The sequence below is a fragment of the Pseudogracilibacillus amylolyticus (SeqCode) genome (assembly GCF_051918545.1).
GTDB lineage: Bacteria > Bacillota > Bacilli > Bacillales > Amphibacillaceae > Pseudogracilibacillus.
Genome location: NZ_JBPPZG010000010.1, coordinates 18,513 through 37,448, shown reverse-complemented (window position 1 = coordinate 37,448; position 18,936 = coordinate 18,513). Strand labels below are relative to the sequence as shown.

Genomic DNA, 18,936 nt, shown 5'->3' with positions numbered 1-18,936 from the left:
AAATAATAGCACATTACTCCAGATAATCAGCTGAATTAATTTGAAATAGATAACCTGGAATAATGTGCTAGTTTACATTATGTTTTCCAAAACTATCCAAAAGTTCTTCTCGTTTGGGATCACCCGTTGCAACATACAAGCTGATTCTCGCTTTACGTGGGGAAAAACCAACAAGAGGTGCGTCTCCTTCATGACCGGACTCGTATTTATAGTGATATTTGCCAAATCCAATAATACTTGGTCCCCACATCTTCGCTTTATATCCGGTTGTTTCTGTAAAAATATCTAATAATCTATATGCATCTGCTTTTTTCTTAGGATTTTCAACTGTTGTTTCAATAAATTCAATGACGCTTTGATCGGTCCATTTCGTTTTTAATTCATACATTCGTTGTTCTCCTTAGATTTAGTGAACAATAGTCTTATTCTTCCTTGTTTACGATTTGAACACTTTTAAGATGGTTCGCAATTTCTTGTAGTGTTTCATTACGCTCTTTTTGTCTTTTTAAAAAAGTAAAAATCGCCCAAATACAAACACCTATAATAGCAAGATAAATTCCTATAAAAATAAACATCATAAACATCGGAATGAGTGCTGCGAAAACTTCCATTAACCTTCACCCCCACTTCAAAATATATGTGGATATATTAAAAGTATACTAAAGTGAAGAATCTTATCAAAAGCCTTTAGGCTCATTTTTATTTAAATTGGAGAAATAAAACTAAATTTAGTAACCTCTTTATGGTATTAATACTTTTTATTAACAATATTAGTTTGTACTAATAATTCATACGTGCTCTTTCTTTAAAATAAAAGTTCGGTTTTACTTGTCCACTTTTCCGCATATGTATATAGGAATAATCGCTAGGAGGATTCATCATGTTGTTTTTCTTAGAAAAAGCACTTTTTATTATGATTTTTTTCCGCGTCTTATCAGGAAGTATTGAGATATTTGCAGCCTATCTCATGTTTCGTTTTAATGATCTTGAAAAAGCAATTATTATCAATAGTTCATTAGCATTAATCGGACCATTTATTTTTATCCTAACGACCATCGTAGGTCTATTTGGGATTGCCGATAAAATCTCTTTTCAAAAATTTATTTTTATTCTTTTAGGTGTTTGTCTAATCATGTTCGGAGTTTTAAAGGGAGATTAACTGTTTTTTTGCCTTCTAATTTTAACAATCTATTTGTTCCACTCTCCCTTAATGAATTCTTAATACGCTCGAACTAAAAAATAATATTTTTTTAGAAAAAATTCCAGTAACTGAATAACCAGACGAAAAACAAAGCTGTAGTCGTATATAGTGAGTAATGAATTCGACCAAAAACTCGCCAAGACTTTCTCTTCCATATGATGATTGTAAACACTGTTAATGCAATACTAAAAGCAATGATTAAGTATGGAATAAAATCAAAAATTATACTCCATTCAGGTAATTCAACGAAGGCGTCTTTAGGCATTTGATATACTGGATCAATCTCACCATTTATCGCAATACTTCCGAATATGAGAAGGATAAGTATCACATATCCAATTGCTAGTAACTTTGCTGAATTTGCAATCTTATCTTTTTCTTTTCGTTTTTTCCAGAACATTCGAACCAAAGCAATAAATGTCCAACTTAAAAGTGTTCCAATTAACAATATTATACTTAGAGCAAGCGCTACAAATGTAAATCCACTACTTGCATACCAAGACGCTTTGGCATAAGTCATTGGACCATCTGTCATTAACATCATGTCCCCATGTTTATCTTCCTCAAAAACGATTGTCTTAAAATTTCCGTATCCATCTGGACTTCTCTCCGTCCGAGTACTCTCAAAAATACCTGGCTCAACTTCATAAAATTGATTCTTTTCTCCAGCATGTGTAGCATATAGATACCCATCTTTATCCGTTTCCACCTGAATGATTCCTGTTACTAAACTAATAAATTTATCCGCTGTCGTTAAACTTTTTCTATTTTGATGGTATTCACCTGCAAATTTTTCGGTACTACCAATTGATCCCTCCACCGACGAAGCAAACACCACTTCTTCCATAGGAAAATACTGATCCATAAACCCTTGAAAAACTTCATTATGCACGAAGTGGTTTCCACCGCTATAAGACATAAAAATTCCCAGCCCCTCCTCTGGTAACAAATAAAGTGCAGAGTTAAACATCATTGTGCCTCCATGATGAAACAAGACCTTTTTTTCGTTAAATGTTCCTTCTATAAATCCTAAAGCCATTCCATCCAAAGCGGAGTGATGAGTGAATTGCTGGTTGAACATTTCTTGAACCGTTTTTTTCTCGAGGATCTGTTCATCTTTGAAGTATCCATTTTGAAGATAAGCAATCATAAAGTGAGCCATATCTGTTGCCGAACTGCTCATTGCTCCAGCTGGTACTGGCATAAATTCAAAATCTGCTTCTCTAAATTTTCCATCTACAAAGCGATACGGAGTTACTGAATACTCAGATAATGAATGAGGTAAAGGCTGTTCAAACGTACTATAATTCATTGCTAACTTTTTAAAAATATTTTCCTCTATATATGTGGCATAAGGCATTCCACTTACTTGCTCCACAATATATCCCGCAAGCGCGGTTCCGTAATTCGAATAGGCAAGTACTTCACCTACTGGAAATATACGTTCCGGCAATGATTCACGAACATACTCATGAAGTGGGGGTAAACTTTTTTCTTCTAATGTAAATATTTCGGTTGCATAATCTTCGAAACCAGGCGTATGTGTTATTAAATGGCGAAGCGTTATTGGAGTTGATCCATCTAATGGGATATTAAAATCTATATATTTATTTACATCCGTATCTAAATCTAATTTTCCTTCTTCCACTAATTGCATGACAGCCGTCCACGTCATTAATTTAGAAATGGAGCCAATTCTAAAAAGAGAAGTTTCAGGATCTACGGGAATTTCCGATTCTATATCTGCAAACCCATATCCTTTTTCAAAAATTATTTCTCCATCGTAAACAATACTGACTGCCGCATTTGGTATGTTTGCTTCGGTAAGTTTTTCTTCCATTAATTCGTCAATCGTCTCCGCTATATCCTCTCGTGGCATTGCATTTGTGGATAAAGAATTCACATTCATGAAAAATATAAAAACAACTAACAACCAAATTCCTCTAAATTTTCCCATCATCTTCTCCTTTAAATATCATTTGATATATATCATTAGTTATATTATAAAAGGCAGTCATTCATTTGTAAACAACTATTTTTCAAATTTGACAATCCTATTAACTAGAAATAGAATATGTATCTACTGATATATATCAGCAAAAAGGAGAATTCGCGATGGCCCCACGAAAAAAGTTTTCTAAACAGGATATAATAAATGCTGCTTTTGAAATCGCTAGAAAAGAAGGATTAGATGCAATAACAATAAGAAAAGTAGCGGAACAACTTGGAAGCTCAATTGCGCCTATTTATGTCAATTTCAAGGATGTAGAAGAACTCATTCAAGCGGTTGTCGATCATACGCAAGACGTTGCAAAACAGTTAGTTTTAGAGCAAAATTCAGGTCATCCTTTCCGGGATATCGGGATCGGGGGGATAAAATTTGCGAGAGAATATAGTGTTTTATATCGAGATTTAATTATGAAAAACAACCCACATATGCAACACAATGAAGAAAGCTTACTTTTTGCCATCAACCAAATGAAGCAAGATCCAAGCTTACAAGGATTTACCGACGAGGAATTAACAGATATTATTTTAAAAATGGATATATTCCATACTGGACTCGCAGTTCAAGTAGCTAATGGCTTACTTCCTGAATATGTTACAGAGGAAAAAATGATTGAAATGTTAGATTCAGTTGCTGAAGATGTAATTATTGCAAAACGAGTGCGCCACGAGGATAATCAATGAATAAACCTTTAAGTTGAAAAACATCTAGATCAGAGAAAAGACTACCCCCTATTACGAAGACGGGAAAACATTTTGAAGAAAGATAAACTACTAACCAAAAATCCCTACAGAAGAGTAGGGACTTATTTAATATTTAGTTTCAAACCAACTTCTAGAAGCTGCAAATTCTTCTCCTGTTAGTTGATGACCGCTGTTTTCCCAGTGCAGCTCTACAGTTGCGCCAGCATTTTCAAGTAGTTCTTTTAGATCGGTTGATTCTTCTGGCGGACAGATTGGGTCATTTTTCCCAGCCCCAATAAAAACTTGCTTTCCGGATAAATCTGGGAGGTCAATTCCACGTCTTGGCACCATTGGATGATAAAGAATCGCTCCTTTTATTGCATCCTTATAGTGAAATAATAAACTTGCCGCAACATTAGCACCATTAGAATATCCAACTGCGACAATATTATTACGATCAAATTCATATTTTTCAGCCGCTTCATCTAAAAAATCATTCAGTTCCTTTGTGCGAAAAATGAGATCTTCCTCATCAAAAACACCCTCCGCTAATCTTTTGAAAAAACGTGGCATCCCGTTTTCCAGTACATTTCCGCGCACACTTAACATAGAGGCTGCCGGATCAAGTTTTGCAGCAAGTGGGAGTAAATCATTTTCTGTTCCTCCTGTACCATGAAGCATTAAAAATGTTGGTCTTGAAGTGTCCGTTCCTTTTTGAAATATATGTTTCATTATATACACCCCTATTTTACAGTTCTTTTAAAAGCGTTAATTTCTTTTCAGCGTCTTCTCCCATGATAGAAACAAAAATAGACTGTGGTATTTGTTTGTGTAAACGTTCCGCTGCTACAGCAAATGATCTTTTCAAACGCCGTACATCTTTTTGCGGCGAACCTATTTTGCTCATCAAATAAACGTGGAGGATAACGTAATCAATAATCTTTTCAAACGCAATATTATCAATCGCTGTTTCCGATTGCAAAAATTGAACACATCGATTTGGTGGAGGAGTTAATTGAAAACGACAATCAAAGACTACCCCATCATGAGCGACAGCATTTCTAAAATCTTTAATTAAAAAAATCATATCTTCCAAAACCCTTACCTTTTGATCATGGGCTGTACTGTAGATTGAAAGTCTTTTGGCAATGTTAATCCTGGTCTCGACGTTTAAACTGTGAATAAAAAATCCAAAATCTCCAAGACTAATGATTTCAAAAATGGCCCAAAGTGGAAACGGTTTGCTTTTATGGATAAAATGTTGGATGATCGATTGATTCATGCGGTAATTATAACTGATTGTATTGTAAATAATATTTCTCAATTCAAGTCTGTTTTTCATTTTCTTTTTAAAGTCTTTACTGCCAGGTCTATGCTTTTTATAATCATTAAGTAAATGTTCGTAAACATAAGTAAAGTCAGCTGAACCTAAGCCAATGATCGTATCTAATGTTATATTTTTTAAAGCAGTTTCTATCTGCATGATTGCAGCGTAAAAAATTGTTTTTATTTTTTTTATCAAATTGATAAATGGCGATTACTTCGTCAAAATTACGATAGGGAATTCTATTTTCAGATTTCTTTATAAACCTATATCCTTTAAACCCATGGAAATAACCCATATTTAAAAGGTCTTGCTGTTTATCTTTTTGAATGTTTATTCCGTGTTTTTCCTGTAAAACGTTCATTAACTCTTTCGTCGTTTTTCCTTCCAAATAGAATCCTTCCTTTACCCCGGTCTCGTGAATATATTTTTCAATCAGATTATTCTTCAATATCTACTGCAAATGCATAACTGGCTGTCCCCTGCTCCCAGTTTGCTTCAATTTCGTAAATAACAACCCCTTCATAAGCCGCGAGTTCAACTTTTTTATACGAAGCGATTGCTTTTTCCGAATTCCACACCCGGACTGTGTAATCTTTTGGTCCATAATCAAACAAAAGACTTACCTCGGCATCTGAATGAACGGTTGTTGCATTCTCGATATTTACCAATTCCGGTGGAGGTGCAATATCTACATCTACATGTGTGACCTCATCTGACCCTTCTTCATAATAACTCCAACTATACGTTCCTTTTGCAGCACGAATTGTTTGCTCTCCAATTACTATCATTAAATTTGGCGGTTCTTTTATGTTTGCCCCAATCTTATTTATTTCTGACTTATCATCCTTTTCAACTTTTGCACACCCTAAACACAAGATTAAAAGTAAAATTATGGTCAATTGATTTTTAACAGGCAAATCTTAACCCCCTTCATCCGACTATGTCTGTTTTCATTATACTAAGTTTTTTCCAAATTCATATCAAATGATATAAAATAATTATAAAGGGAATTGATACAATAAGATGATTTTCCTTTTGGAGGAGATATTGGATGCTCAAAAATAAAATAAAACATACTCAGCGTTATCAGGAAATTATTAATGCATTCTTAAAAAATGGATTTAGTCATATTCTTTTTCGAATCGGACTGACTTCAAAACGAATTGATAGTTCTAATGGTAACATGAATTTAACGGATATTGGTATTAAACTGCGATATACATTACAACAGCTTGGACCGACATTTATCAAACTAGGACAAATTGCAAGCTCTCGCCGTGACCTCGTACCAGACGAAATTGCAATCGAACTGGAAAAACTGCAAGATGATGTTCAATCGTTTCCTTTTGAAGAAGTTAAAGCGATTGTTGAACATGAACTTGGTGATGAGCTAAAAAATCTGTTTCAATCCTTTGAACCCGAACCGCTTGCCACAGCATCAATTGGCCAAGTCCATACGGCAAAACTCTTATCTGGTGAGGAAGTTGCTATAAAAATTCAACGTCCAGATATTCAACCAAGTATTGAAACAGATTTAAACATTTTACATAATTTAACAAGGGTGATGGAAGCAAGATTAGATTGGGCAAAGACATACAATATTGGAGACATGATCGATGAGTTTTCTTATTCTTTGCGAAATGAGCTTGATTACCGGCTAGAAGGTAGAAATGGAGAACGGATCGCAAAGCAATTTGAAGACGATCCAACAATTCATATACCAAAAATATATTGGGACTATTCGAGCAGAAAAGTATTAACGATGGAGAAAATAAAAGGTGTTAAAGTTAATCAATATGAGATGTTGAAATCGGAAGGATATGACGTAAAGCTACTTGCTGAAAGAATTGCTGAATCAATGTTACATCAGATTTTAGAAGAAGGTTTTTTTCATGGCGATCCACATTCGGGAAATATTTATGTTTTGCCTAACAATGAAATTGCCTATCTTGATTTCGGGATGGTAGGTAGGATAAACGATGATTTAAAATATCACTTTACATCGCTCGTCATCAGTCTGCAAGAAGGTGATACAAAAGGAATGATCAAAACATTTTCAAATTGGGGAATTTTAGGCGCTGACACTAATATGCAAGCTCTAGAACGAGATTTGGAAAGTTTGCAAACTAAATATTATGATATACCGCTTCAGGAAATTAGCCTAGGAAAGATGATTGTTGATATTTTCTCAACTGCTTTTCGCCACAAAATCGAGCTGCCATCGGATATTGCTATATTGGGAAAAGTAATTCTTACACTTGAGAGTATTATTGTTAATTTAGACCCGTCATTTAGCATCATGAAAGCAATAAAGCCGTACGGAAAAAAATTAGTTTTAAAACGATATCACCCAAAAAATATGGCCCAACATGTTTGGAACGAACTAGTCGAAAATATGGAACACCTATCCGAACTTCCTAAAGATTTGCGAGCAATCACCTCGACACTTAAAAAAGGGAAAATGCGTCTAGATATTAATGTGAATGATATGGAATCCTTTATGAAACGCTTAGATCGTCTGAGTAATCGCCTATCTTTTAGTATTATTTTGCTTGCATTCAGCATTTTAATGGTAGGATTAATCATAGGAGCATCGATTATCGGACAAACAACTCTCATATGGAGACTACCTGTCATCGAAATAGGATTTATCGTAGCTACATTAATGTTTATTTTTATGATCTTTACAATTATACGATCAGGAAGGATGTAAACAAATGTCCCAAAACGTGTGCTACTCGTTTGGGACATTTGTTATTTAATAAGGATTGACGTGGAGCCACTTAGCATGTGGAGCGTGTGACTACGCATCTTTTTCTGACACTAAGCATGCTGGGAGCGCGACTTTGCATCTTTTTCTGACATTAAGCATGTGGGACGTGCGACTGTGCATCTTTTTCCGCCACTTAGCATGCGGGACGCGAGACTACGCATCTTTTTCCGCCACTAAGCATGTGGGGCGCACGACTCTGCATCTTTTTTTGCCACTAAGCATGGGGGATGCACGACTCTGCATCTTTTTCTGACACTAAGCATGGGGAGCGCGAGACTACGCATCTTTTTCCACCACTAAGCATGTGGGACGCACGACTCTGCATCTTTTTTTGCCACTAAGCATGCGGAGCGTGTGACTTTGCATCTTTTTTTGCCACTAAGCATGTGGAGCGTGCGACTGTGCATCTTTTTCTGACACTAAGCATGCTGGGAGCGCGACTACGCATCTTTTTTTGCCACTAAGCATGTGGGGCGCACGACTCTGCATCTTTTTCCGCCACTAAGCATTCTGGGCGCACGACTCTGCATCTTTTTCCGCCACTAAGCATGTGGAGCGTGCGACTGTGCATCTTTTTCCGCCACTAAGCATGCTGGGAGCGCGACTTTGCATCTTTTTATGACACTAAGCATAATGAGCGCACCACTCTGCATCTTTCCCACCACTAAGCATCTTGAACATGCACCTCCGCTAAAATAACTACACTAGCTTCTGTCCGCAATTACTGCAAAAGTTTCCACCACTTGTTTTCGTTCCGCAATTTGGGCAGAAGTTAGGAATGCTTTTTTCACCATCAGATGTCGGCTCATTCGATTGATTTTGCGATTGGGTCTCATTCTGATTCGCTTGAGTTTGATTCTGATTTTGCTGGTTCATTTGCTCATTTCCAGCTTGATTCGCCTCTCGCATATTCCGCATCATTTCATTTGCAACATTCATCCCCATCATCATACCGGTCATATCGGAAGCCGTACTTCCGCCTTTAATTTTTCCAGAACTAATCCCATCTGTCATCTCAATTGTCTGATATTTATTCACATCACCAACCATATGATGAGATGCAGATTTTTTAATCATCTCTCTAATTTCTTTCGGATAGTTGAAATCCATAATATAGAAATTTGTAATCGTCATCCCATCATTAACTATTTGCATATCTAAATCTTCTTTAATTCCATCCGCAATTTCACTTGCATTGTTTTGCAAATTGAACATGTCTTTTCCTTCTCTACCGATCCATTTCATCAATAACTGATCAAGCACAGATGTAATTCTTATTTTTACATCTTCTACCAAATATCGGTCACGCATCCCGGCAATATTATCAATTAATGTAACATAATCATTTACCTTAAAATTAAATGTTCCATTTGCACGAACTGGAATCCCACCAGGTAACTGCGGTGTCGGTAAATGGATTGCGCCTTTCGTTCCCCATTTCACCGTAAATTGTTTCGTATTTACAAATAACACTTCGCACCGCATCCCGGTAGCAAAACCAAATTTAAATCCTTTTAATGTTGAAAGAAATGGAATGATATCTGAATCGACCTCATAATCACCCGCTTCCTCAAAAATCCCCTCAATTCTTCCATGATTGAAAAATATCGCATCTTGCCCGGGACGAATAATCAATTTACTGCCTTTTTTGATTTCATTATTCGGCCATTTCCAAAATATCATATCTTCCCGAAATTCATCCCATTCAATGACATTCGCCAACTGACTTTTAAAAAAACTCATGTTGAAAGCTCCCTTCTTATTTGCCCATATGTTGGTACAAAACGCTCCATCTATTAAATTACATATCTCAATGTTATAATGTTCTTGCTAAATTCAGAAAAAAACCATCCTAAATATTAAAATTTCACATTCTATTAAAATTTCCCTCGACTACTACTTCTCATTGTACCACCACTTGTGCGACCGATACTGCCTCCGCCGCCACCGCGACCTCCCCCGCTACTAGATTGTTTTGGTTTGCGGCGCTTTGTTACTGTTGTACGAATATACCGATCGCGTTTTCCAAGAATTTTTGTCCGATCCATATCCCGATATGTTGCAGGGGTCGTTGTAGATTTAGGTTCGACACTTCTAGCCATCGCCCACACAATTGCAGCAGCAATTCCCACCGCAATAACCAGTTGTACCCATGTATTAAAAAGTGGATTGGCTGGATTAACACCTTCCCGATATTGCATGTATTTTGCTGATAACGTAATAAAAGATTCAAAGGCGTTAAAATAATCGCCGTCCGAAAGGGATGGAGTGATTTTTTCCCGAATAATTGTTAATCGATCAGTATCCAACTTTCTATGCATGTCACTATAACCGGAGAGTATGACATCCCGTTTTTTCATGTCTAGTCCGAGCATCGCTACATTTTCATCCGTTTCTCCAAATCTCTCATCATAAAAATCATCCATATAAATTTGTAAATCTTTTTCCGACTCTTCGACTGTTATAATAATAAATTCAATATTTCGTTTATCACTAAATTTTGCTGCAATTTTCTCTAATTCTTTTACCTCATTATCCGATAACAAATTTGCATCATCATAGATTCGTTGATTATCAGATTCTGCTTGTGCTTCGATAGATAAAAAAGTTGATAAAAAGATAAAAGTAATTAAAGATAGAATAAAAATTTTACAAAATCGTTTCTTCACCACAGCACGCCTCCAATCAGGAAGGCAGCCAGTTTCATTACTACAAATGACGAGGCTGCAATTCCCCCGAACCAAATGGCAGCCTTTTGCTTAGATACTGGAGGTTTTCCAACTATTTTACCTGTTTGACCGTTCATCGCAAATGTATGTTCTTGTTTTTCAAAATCATAATACACCATCCAAACCGGAAATAATACGTATGTACTGTTTAATTTCTTGTTCTGAATTTGTTCATTTCGTCCTTCCAATGATGAGTAACCGGAAATCGTCGAATTTACATATGACCGCACGAATGGAGAAATTTTCGTTTCCACTCGCGGATACAATTCTTTCTCATCATAATTATATTTTTCCGCGAGATAGCCGGCTAAATATGGTGTTTTAAATTCTTTTAAATCCTGATAATGATATGGTTCCAGTTTATCCATAATCTCGTCATTCATTTTTGCTGAAGCATCCGCTGGAACCCGTGTATGATAGATATCAACATCGCGGTATACATCATAATGTTTTGTTTCTGTATAAATATAGTCGCCCCTCGTATATGTACGTACCTTTTTCCCTCTCGCTTCTAGCTTCACTCTTGTGTTTAGATCATAAATCCAAAACGGAATATACATTCCTGTAATATTTTTAATTCGGTCTGCAGTCATAAAACCGGCTGGGGTTAGGCGCCCATTTTTACACCATTTTTTAAACGCTTTTCTTGCTTCGTCTTTACTGATTGTAAAAGGAATAACCTTTCCAGGAGCAAGTTTTCCACTAAGACGATCTGCAAGAACTACTGCTGCCCCGCAAAAACTGCATGATGTCGCAGTTGTATCCTGCTCTGTAATGACGACCGCACCACAATTTTCACATTCATACTCTTTAGCTTCGTCCTCCGAAAATTCAGTTAAAATATTTTCATCCGGAAATTCTTCAATATTTTGCTGGTTTCCACAACTTTCACAAGCAAGCGTCCCAGATTCACTGTCAAATTCCATATCTGCCCCACAACTTGGGCATTTATAATGAATTAACACACGTATTCACCCCTTCATTCAAAAACAAAAAACCGTAACCTAAGCTACGGTATCTTTCTATGCTTATTCTGCTTCTTTGTTTTTTATTTGCGCTTTAAGAGCTGCCAGTTCATCTTCCACATCAACTCTCGTTTCATATTTTGCCGTCAAGTCATTAATATCATCATCAGCCCCACGATTTAATTCACGCATCGCATTTGCTTCGTCTAATGATTTGTTAATTTTATCTTCAAGCCTGTCAAAATCAGATAGCGACTCATTTGCACCAGTTACCGTTGAACTGATTTCATTCATCCGCTTTTGCGTTTTCGCAACCGCCGCTTTTCCTTTTAACATCGTTCTTCGTGAATTTAGTTCATTGATATCCGAAACAAGCTTGTCATGCATCTGTCTCATTTGAACACTGTTTGCTTCAGCAAGATCAAGTGATGTTTGCAACTGTGTTTCTTTTTCCGAAAGAGTCGCTTTTCTTTCTAGAAATTTTCGCGCATCATCTTCATTTCCGGCTTCAAGAGCTTTTACCGCATAATTTTGCATTTTTTCAACTTCTGCTTTACATTCATTAAATTCACGCTTTGCACGCTGTTCTTCCGCCATAATAGATGCTGTTTCTGCTTTGACCTGACCAAGATCGCGCTGTAAATTGCGTAAATATTGATCGATCATTTTCTCCGGATCCTCTGCTTTATCAAGTAACGCATTAATATTGCTAGCCATTATATCTTTAAATCGTCTTAATATACTCATTATGTATCCTCCTTTTTAAGGTAAAAATCCTCATGTAAAATAACTTAACCTTTTACATTTCAAGCAAAAATATTACTCTTATTTTACAATAAGAAAGTTCGATAATAAAGGTCTTTTTGAAAAGTGATTGTAAGGAACTATGCGCTGAAGTTTTTTGTAGGCAAATATAACTAAAACTTACAGGGATCGGCGGAATGTCCGCAATTATAGCCTTCTTGCCACTCTACAAAAATGTAAGCAAAAATACTGCAACAGAAACTCCGACATTATCTATCTGTGAATTTCATGATTAATGAATTGAATTTACCGGACCATCATCCGTAATTCTCCGACATATAATAAACTGGAGCAACTTGAAGCAATTTTTTATCAATAAAAGACTAGTTTTCTCCATATCTTTCCGAATCTATTAAATCCCCTGTGAATACAATTAAATCTAGTTTTTCCTTTCTTCCTTTTTTAACTAAATCGCCTTGTTCATTCCCAAAGGACTTATTGTGCAGGTCAGATAATCGAACAATTTTATATCTGCCAAAATTTTGTGGAAACTTATCTGATCAAATGCTATATTCACTGGATACAATTAGGCCATTCCGATTTTAAAACTCTATTTCGTTTTTTTCTTCAACCTTTCCTTCCTAAACTTTTCATTGACAAATTCATTTTGCAATTCTATCACGATATACAATCAGAGTAATGGCATTTAATATGATAGTGACGATAAGAAGAGTCGCCGCGACGAACACTAAAGCCCCCATCGTGTCCATAAGTGCAGACCAATCCTCAATCTTTACCAGATGATAATTATAGAAAATCTGGAAGCAAAGTGAAACAGCACAAGCACTGATACTTGTGATGGAAAGAGCAACCCAGTTCCTGTGGTTATGGTTTTTAAATCGCATCAGATTAACAACGGGGAGTATCCAAGCCGCTAAGCCAAGCAATAGACTACCAAGATTAAGTAAACCAATCATATCCAATCCCCCTTTTTAGGGTAAAAATCCTCATCTAAAATAACTTAATCTTTTCATTTCAAGCAAAAATATTACTCTTATTTTACAATAAGAAAATTTGATAATAAAGGACTTTTTGAAAAGCGATTGCAAAGAACTAGACACAGGTATCACCAAATAACGTGTAAGGACTAGAGGGAATTATTCGGATTAAAGATTACAATGGTGAGTTTGAGAAAGTTATCCGAGGGAAAGCTAAAAAACAACAGGAGGAAGTATTTTCCACACAATTCATGATTTAACCACGAGAAACTCAAATTAACCACGAAGATCTGGATTTAACCACGAGAAACACAAATTAACCACGGAGATCCTGTTTTAACCACAGGATACATGAATTAACCACGAAGATCCGGATTTAATCACGAGAAACACAAATTAACCACGGAGATCCTGTTTTAACCACAGGAATCATGAATTAACCACGAAGATTCGGATTTGACCACGAGAAACTCAAATTAACCACGAACATCCGAATTTAACCACAGGAAGGATAATTAATCTACGTAATTTGGTAGATCTACCCCTCCTGCAAGGCAACATCTTTTTTAAAATAGACCGCTCCAAAAATCCCAACTAATACGCCAAGAATTAGGTAAAAGAATGAAATATTCGGAAACAGCTGAACAAAGATCCCACCAAGAAATGGGCCGGAAATACTTCCGATACTAAAACAAATTCCAAACATAATATTGCCAGCAGGAAGTAATGAGGTTGGCAAAAGATCTGTCATATAGGACATGCCGAGTGAAAAGAGCGAACCGACAAACATTCCCGAAATTGTAAAAAATATAAATAAAGACAGAACAGACTCCTCGAGAAGCGCCGCTCCCAATATACTTAGAGTTCCGATCAGTATCGAAAAAAGGAGCACATTTTTTCTACCGAATCGATCACTTAACGCACCTAAAGGGAATTGTAAAATAATACTGCCGAATGCAAAACAAGGAATAATTAATGCTAACATATCCACATCATGGCCAATCCTCAGCCCATAAATTGGAAACACTCCGTTTAATGTTGATTCTAAAAATCAATACCCGAATCCAGGCAACATAGCTACCCACGAAATTTTTAACGTTTTTACAAATCTACCTAGAGAACCAACTGATTGAATCGCGGCCCCTTTTTGATCTGGCCATTCATTTTTAACGAAGAACATTAGTGCCCAAACGAGAAAACTAAAAGAGGCAGACAATACAAAAGGCAGTGCTTCATTAATTGCGAGCAACCTTGTCATTAAAGGCCCAATTGAAAATCCTAACGCAAATGATATACCATAAAATGCGATTCTTCTTCCCCGTTCCTTAGCTGAAACAGTTGTCGTGATCCATGTTTGTGTACCAAAATGAATCATTTGATCCCCTATTCCAACCATCATACGTAAAATAAACCAGAACCAGAGTGCCTTCCAAAATGGAAAAAGAGTCAGTGAAATAAAAACAAGCACTCCACCAATTAAAATGATTGGTTTAAAGCCAAGTTTTTGCATCGGCTTTTCCATAAACGGCGAAGCAATTAAAATACCAATATAGAGTGCAGTGGCATGTAACCCATTTACTGAAGAACTTACCCCCGCCTGCTCTAAAATAATCGCAATAAGTGGTAGCAGCATCCCTTGTGAAAAACCGGAAATTCCCACAATCACAATTAAAATCCAATATCTAACACGTGCGCTAACCATTAAAATTTCCCCAATCAACTTTTCTAAGTCAAATTTAAAAGTAGCAGACTTTTTACCATTGGTCTACTACTTTGGTTACATATTTGTAGGCTATCAATTAAGGTATTATCAGCCAAGTGCAACATCCAAAATCATCATGATAATAAACCCTATGATTAAACTCATTGACGCAAGATCTTTATTACCATTTTCATGAGAACTCGGGATAACTTCTTCCACGACGACAAAAATCATGGCCCCAGCTGCAAAGCTTAGTGCAAACGGGAGAAGTGGTTCCATTACCGTTACCGCAAGCACACCAATAACAGCTGCAATCGGTTCAACCATTCCTGAAAACTGACCATACATAAAACTTTTTGTACGTGACATTCCTTCTCGACGGAGCGGCATAGAAACAGCAGTACCTTCTGGAAAGTTTTGAATCCCGATCCCAATTGCTAATGTTACTGCAGCAGCAAGTGAAGCTTCAGGAAAACCTGCTGCAACAGCCCCAAAGGCAACCCCTACTGCAAGACCTTCAGGAATATTATGCAACGTAATAGCAAGTACTAAGAGTGTGCTTCGTCTTCTTTTTTCAGGATTAATTCCTTCCGCCTCTCGCATACTCAAATTAGGATGTAAATGTGGGATAATCTTATCAATTCCCCATAAAAATAATGCTCCGAGGAAAAATCCTATTGCAACAGGAAGCCATGCCGGTAATGCATCATCCTCCGCCATTGCAAGTGCAGGTGATAATAAAGACCAGAAACTTGCGGCAATCATTACACCACCAGCAAAGCCAAGCATTCCATCCAACAGTTTTTCGTTCATTGTTTTTGTTGTAAATACTAAAGCAGCTCCAAGTGCAGTCATTCCCCAAGTAAATAACGTAGCAATTAATGCTTGAGTAACTGGATTTAGTGTTGCAAAAAATTCAATCATGTTCATCTCTTCTTTACTGAAATAGTCTACCAACATATATCATTAATTACCTGCAATATATCATAAAATTTTTCTTTAATAAACAGTTTGTTATCAAGCGGACAACTATGGTATGAATGATTATTTTCCCAAAGCTATCTAATTTGTATACGATACATTTTATTAAGACATGTGCCGTTCCTAGGGCAAGATGGGCTGTTTCATAACTTGCTTAATCAAGATCTTCCTTAGAAACTTTCATCATATCAGCCTTTCCCAAAAGGTAAATTACACTTCACACGCCATTCATCAATAATCGATTTCCTCCATGTACTTCAACACTTGCTCAGTTGAATCAATCAACACTGTATCCTTTTTCTGTTTTCTTAATTTCAACGCTTTTCGAAGATATTGCTCCGCTTCTTCATAGCGCTTTAATTCTAGTAAACATTTCCCTTTATGTTGCAAGGCAAAATCTAAATAGTTATCTAACTTATGTGTATGTATAAGTGTTAATGCTTGATCAAAACACTCCATCGCTTGCTGATGTTTTTCATTATATTTTAATGCTTCGCCCAAACGAATAAGAGTAACTGCAATTTTTGCACAATCTCGCTCTTCATTAGCAATGCTGAGTGCACGTTCTAAATAATTAATTGCCCTTGTCGGCTTCTCCAGTATACGATATAGATTTCCCAAAATTCCGCACAACTGGTAAGAGTTCTTCCCATTGTTCACCAATAGCTCCTCGACTTGGTTAAGAAAGTTTAATACTGCTTCTGGATCTTTTGTTTTCTCACGCAAATTATCATCCACATCATAATAAATAGTTTGCGCAATATCTTCAAATTCATTTTTAAAATTTCTCTTGTCCAAAATATCACACTCATTTATTTTAATTTTGTTAACCTGAAAACAAATACCCCAAGAGTAACAAGTGGCACACCAAATACTACTCCAACAAACCATACTCCTAAAAAGTTGCCCATTATATCAATAGAAGCTAACGTAAATATAAGTACTATCTCTAAGTTTATGATCGTCATAAAAAGGTTAGCTTCTGTATAAATACGTGGAGCATTTTCTTCCGTAACCTCCACTGTATAATTATAATAATGAGGGAACTTGCTAAGGATATATAATCCGACAAATAATATAATTGCGATTCCAGGCATGATAAAAACAGTATTTTTACTTCCCCAATTATCTGCGTCTCCCTGCGCATTAAAATGGATCGGAATCGTATCAGACAGATTTTGATAAGCAAAAACAATGTATATAATTGAGCCAACTATACAAGTGATTGATATACTGTTTAAAACATGCACCCATTTATTCACCGTAAACGGAACTTTAGGATGATTATTCAGCATTTTACTCCCCTTTATGTAAAAACCCCCGAATGCATTTGCAGGCGAGGGCCAGTTGTTTTTCACGTTCATTATACCATAGACCCCTTAAATAATCGGGTAGTATTCTTGATATATCGGATACGCATAATAAGGCGGTCTAGGCCCTATTAAAGGTAATTTAAACGGTTTGGCATTGTCATTATACATCACTTCTACCTTCTCAGAAGATTGATTAATTAACAAAAATCTAACTTTAGGATTGTAATAAAACAAATTCATTGTAAATGTCCTCCTTAATTAAGTTTTCTCAGTTATCTTATTCGATTTTTCCCATAAGGTAACTTGAAGCACACTTTCGCCCAAAATACATACGTTAAATAGACAATGGTTTGATTAGGAGGACTTATAAATGGGCAATGACAATGAACAATACCCTCTTTACCCAAATTACGGTAAAATAACTGAATTTCAAGAGATAGCATTAACTGTTCCAGAACAACGCCAATTTCGCCAGCCAGGAATCGAAAGGGAAATGGTGCCCCGACCAATAATAGAAAATCCAAATTATCAAGGCACAGGAAAGTTAAATGGAAAAACAGCTTTAATTACTGGTGGAGATAGTGGAATGGGTGCTGCCGCCGCAATTGCTTTTGCAAAAGAAGGAGCGGATGTAGCGATTGCTTACTTAGATGAACATGAAGATGCAAACCGAACAAAAAACAGAATCGAAGAACTAGGTCAATGCTGTTTATTACTTCCAGGCGATCTCCGTAACAAACAGCAATGTATTGATATCGTTGAGAAAACTGTCGCCAATTTCGGTCAGCTCAATATTCTTTGCAACCATGTCGGCATTCAATTTCAGCAATTAAGTTTACTTGATATTTCAGATGAGCAATTTGATGATACATTCAAAGTAAATATTTATTCTCATTTTTACACGACTAGAGCGGCACTAAAATATTTAAACGCCACAGATACAATCATTAACACCACTTCTGTTGTCGCATTTGATGGGAACGATCAATTAATTGATTACACTGCTACAAAAGGTGCGATTGTCGGATTCACTCGTGCACTAGCCAGAAATTTAATCAGTCAAGGAATTCGAGTAAATGCAATTGCTCCTGGACGAATTTGGACACCCCTTATCCCATCAAGTTTTTCTGCAGATCAAGTTCCCCTTGCCGGAAACCCTATGGATCGTCAGGGGCAACCATTTGAACTAGCACCAACCTTTGTATATTTGGCATCCGATGATTCACGTTTTGTAACCGGGCAAATATTGCACGTAAATGGTGGGCAGGTTTTTGGTTAAAAAACAACATAATTGAAAATAGAGTGGAAAGAGGGTTAAAAGAACCCTCCTCCATTGCCTTAATTAAAGCTGTAAAAAATCGTGCCATGTTTGCTTCACATCCTGCTCATAGTCGGCTTGTTTTCAAAGTAGGAATGAACGGTAACATAGCCGATAAAATTTTTGACTCTTTTTTTAACTTTATGGTAGGTTTCAAGTGGATGCTACTTTAAAAGCTCTACCACGACCAAGAG

General features: G+C 36.4%; 20 protein-coding genes and 2 pseudogenes. 4 read left to right on the top strand and 18 right to left on the bottom strand.

All coding sequences use genetic code 11. The annotated features are described in order from the left end of the window. Nucleotides 1-79: 79 nt before the first annotated feature. Nucleotides 80-388, bottom strand: a pseudogene (locus ACPYKA_RS02330) (DUF1801 domain-containing protein); the annotation flags it as partial. 34 nt (nt 389-422) lie between these two features. Then, a complete protein-coding gene (locus ACPYKA_RS02325; protein ID WP_479540811.1) occupies nt 423-611 on the bottom strand; it encodes a hypothetical protein in 189 nt (62 codons plus the stop codon). Between the two features lie 269 nt (nt 612-880). On the opposite strand from ACPYKA_RS02325, the gene ACPYKA_RS02320 reads away from it, so the two are divergent. After that, nucleotides 881-1,159, top strand: coding sequence for a YqhV family protein (locus ACPYKA_RS02320; protein ID WP_479540810.1), 279 nt, complete (start codon nt 881-883; stop codon nt 1,157-1,159). 91 nt (nt 1,160-1,250) lie between these two features. Here the strand turns inward: ACPYKA_RS02320 and ACPYKA_RS02315 are convergent, their stop codons facing one another. Beyond that, the gene (locus ACPYKA_RS02315; RefSeq protein WP_479540809.1) at nt 1,251-3,158 is read right to left on the bottom strand and encodes a serine hydrolase domain-containing protein; all 1,908 of its coding nucleotides are present in this window, start codon (nt 3,156-3,158) and stop codon (nt 1,251-1,253) included. A 158-nt stretch (nt 3,159-3,316) separates the two neighbouring features. Here ACPYKA_RS02315 and ACPYKA_RS02310 point away from each other — a divergent pair, with 158 nt between their 5' ends. Then, nucleotides 3,317-3,892, top strand: coding sequence for a TetR/AcrR family transcriptional regulator (locus ACPYKA_RS02310; RefSeq protein WP_479540808.1), 576 nt, complete (start codon nt 3,317-3,319; stop codon nt 3,890-3,892). A 126-nt stretch (nt 3,893-4,018) separates the two neighbouring features. Here ACPYKA_RS02310 and ACPYKA_RS02305 read toward each other — a convergent pair whose 3' ends face one another. From ACPYKA_RS02305 to ACPYKA_RS02290, 4 genes are read right to left on the bottom strand one after another with little or no spacing between them, the layout of a single operon-like run. Then, entirely contained in the window at nt 4,019-4,624 is a 606-nt protein-coding gene (locus ACPYKA_RS02305; protein WP_479540807.1) for an alpha/beta hydrolase, read from the bottom strand. Between the two features lie 16 nt (nt 4,625-4,640). Then, entirely contained in the window at nt 4,641-5,375 is a 735-nt protein-coding gene (locus tag ACPYKA_RS02300; RefSeq protein WP_479540806.1) for an Abi family protein, read from the bottom strand. Further along, on the bottom strand, nt 5,311-5,607 hold the full coding sequence (locus ACPYKA_RS02295) for a hypothetical protein (RefSeq protein WP_479540805.1): 297 nt from the start codon (nt 5,605-5,607) through the stop codon (nt 5,311-5,313). The genes ACPYKA_RS02300 and ACPYKA_RS02295 overlap by 65 nt, the downstream gene beginning before the upstream one ends. Before the next feature lie 49 nt (nt 5,608-5,656). Then, nucleotides 5,657-6,136 (bottom strand): hypothetical protein, encoded by a 480-nt coding sequence (locus ACPYKA_RS02290; protein ID WP_479540804.1) that lies wholly within the window; start codon nt 6,134-6,136, stop codon nt 5,657-5,659. Between the two features lie 134 nt (nt 6,137-6,270). On the opposite strand from ACPYKA_RS02290, the gene ACPYKA_RS02285 reads away from it, so the two are divergent. Then, nucleotides 6,271-7,932 (top strand): ABC1 kinase family protein, encoded by a 1,662-nt coding sequence (locus ACPYKA_RS02285; RefSeq protein ID WP_479540803.1) that lies wholly within the window; start codon nt 6,271-6,273, stop codon nt 7,930-7,932. Between the two features lie 759 nt (nt 7,933-8,691). On the opposite strand, the gene ACPYKA_RS02280 is transcribed toward ACPYKA_RS02285, so the two are convergent. The 11 genes and pseudogenes from ACPYKA_RS02280 to ACPYKA_RS02230 all read right to left on the bottom strand — a co-directional run bounded on the left by ACPYKA_RS02280 (nt 8,692) and on the right by ACPYKA_RS02230 (nt 17,664). Next, entirely contained in the window at nt 8,692-9,735 is a 1,044-nt protein-coding gene (locus ACPYKA_RS02280; protein WP_479540802.1) for an SPFH domain-containing protein, read from the bottom strand. 134 nt (nt 9,736-9,869) lie between these two features. Next, a complete protein-coding gene (locus tag ACPYKA_RS02275) occupies nt 9,870-10,661 on the bottom strand; it encodes a TPM domain-containing protein (protein ID WP_479540801.1) in 792 nt (263 codons plus the stop codon). After that, on the bottom strand, nt 10,658-11,686 hold the full coding sequence (locus tag ACPYKA_RS02270; protein ID WP_479540800.1) for a TFIIB-type zinc ribbon-containing protein: 1,029 nt from the start codon (nt 11,684-11,686) through the stop codon (nt 10,658-10,660). Before ACPYKA_RS02270 ends, ACPYKA_RS02275 begins: the two co-directional genes overlap by 4 nt. Before the next feature lie 63 nt (nt 11,687-11,749). Beyond that, nucleotides 11,750-12,433 carry a PspA/IM30 family protein gene (locus ACPYKA_RS02265; protein ID WP_479540799.1) on the bottom strand — a complete coding sequence of 228 codons (684 nt, stop codon included), beginning with the start codon at nt 12,431-12,433 and terminating at the stop codon, nt 11,750-11,752. Between the two features lie 659 nt (nt 12,434-13,092). Continuing rightward, entirely contained in the window at nt 13,093-13,407 is a 315-nt protein-coding gene (locus tag ACPYKA_RS02260) for a hypothetical protein (protein WP_479540798.1), read from the bottom strand. Between the two features lie 559 nt (nt 13,408-13,966). After that, a pseudogene (locus ACPYKA_RS02255) lies at nt 13,967-14,461 on the bottom strand (MFS transporter); the annotation flags it as partial. A gap of 18 nt (nt 14,462-14,479) precedes the next feature. Beyond that, on the bottom strand, nt 14,480-15,130 hold the full coding sequence (locus ACPYKA_RS02250; protein ID WP_479540797.1) for an MFS transporter: 651 nt from the start codon (nt 15,128-15,130) through the stop codon (nt 14,480-14,482). A 108-nt stretch (nt 15,131-15,238) separates the two neighbouring features. Then, entirely contained in the window at nt 15,239-16,054 is an 816-nt protein-coding gene (locus ACPYKA_RS02245; RefSeq protein ID WP_479540796.1) for a ZIP family metal transporter, read from the bottom strand. A gap of 288 nt (nt 16,055-16,342) precedes the next feature. Further along, complete coding sequence (locus ACPYKA_RS02240; RefSeq protein ID WP_479540795.1) at nt 16,343-16,909, bottom strand: tetratricopeptide repeat protein; 567 nt, start codon at nt 16,907-16,909, stop codon at nt 16,343-16,345. Between the two features lie 14 nt (nt 16,910-16,923). Beyond that, nucleotides 16,924-17,406, bottom strand: a complete 483-nt coding sequence (locus ACPYKA_RS02235; protein ID WP_479540794.1) for a DUF1648 domain-containing protein — start codon at nt 17,404-17,406, stop codon at nt 16,924-16,926. Nucleotides 17,407-17,490: 84 nt separating this feature from the next. Then, a complete protein-coding gene (locus ACPYKA_RS02230; protein WP_479540793.1) occupies nt 17,491-17,664 on the bottom strand; it encodes a hypothetical protein in 174 nt (57 codons plus the stop codon). Between the two features lie 130 nt (nt 17,665-17,794). On the opposite strand from ACPYKA_RS02230, the gene ACPYKA_RS02225 reads away from it, so the two are divergent. Beyond that, a complete protein-coding gene (locus ACPYKA_RS02225; protein WP_479540792.1) occupies nt 17,795-18,703 on the top strand; it encodes an SDR family oxidoreductase in 909 nt (302 codons plus the stop codon). The last annotated feature ends 233 nt before the right edge of the window (nt 18,704-18,936 follow it).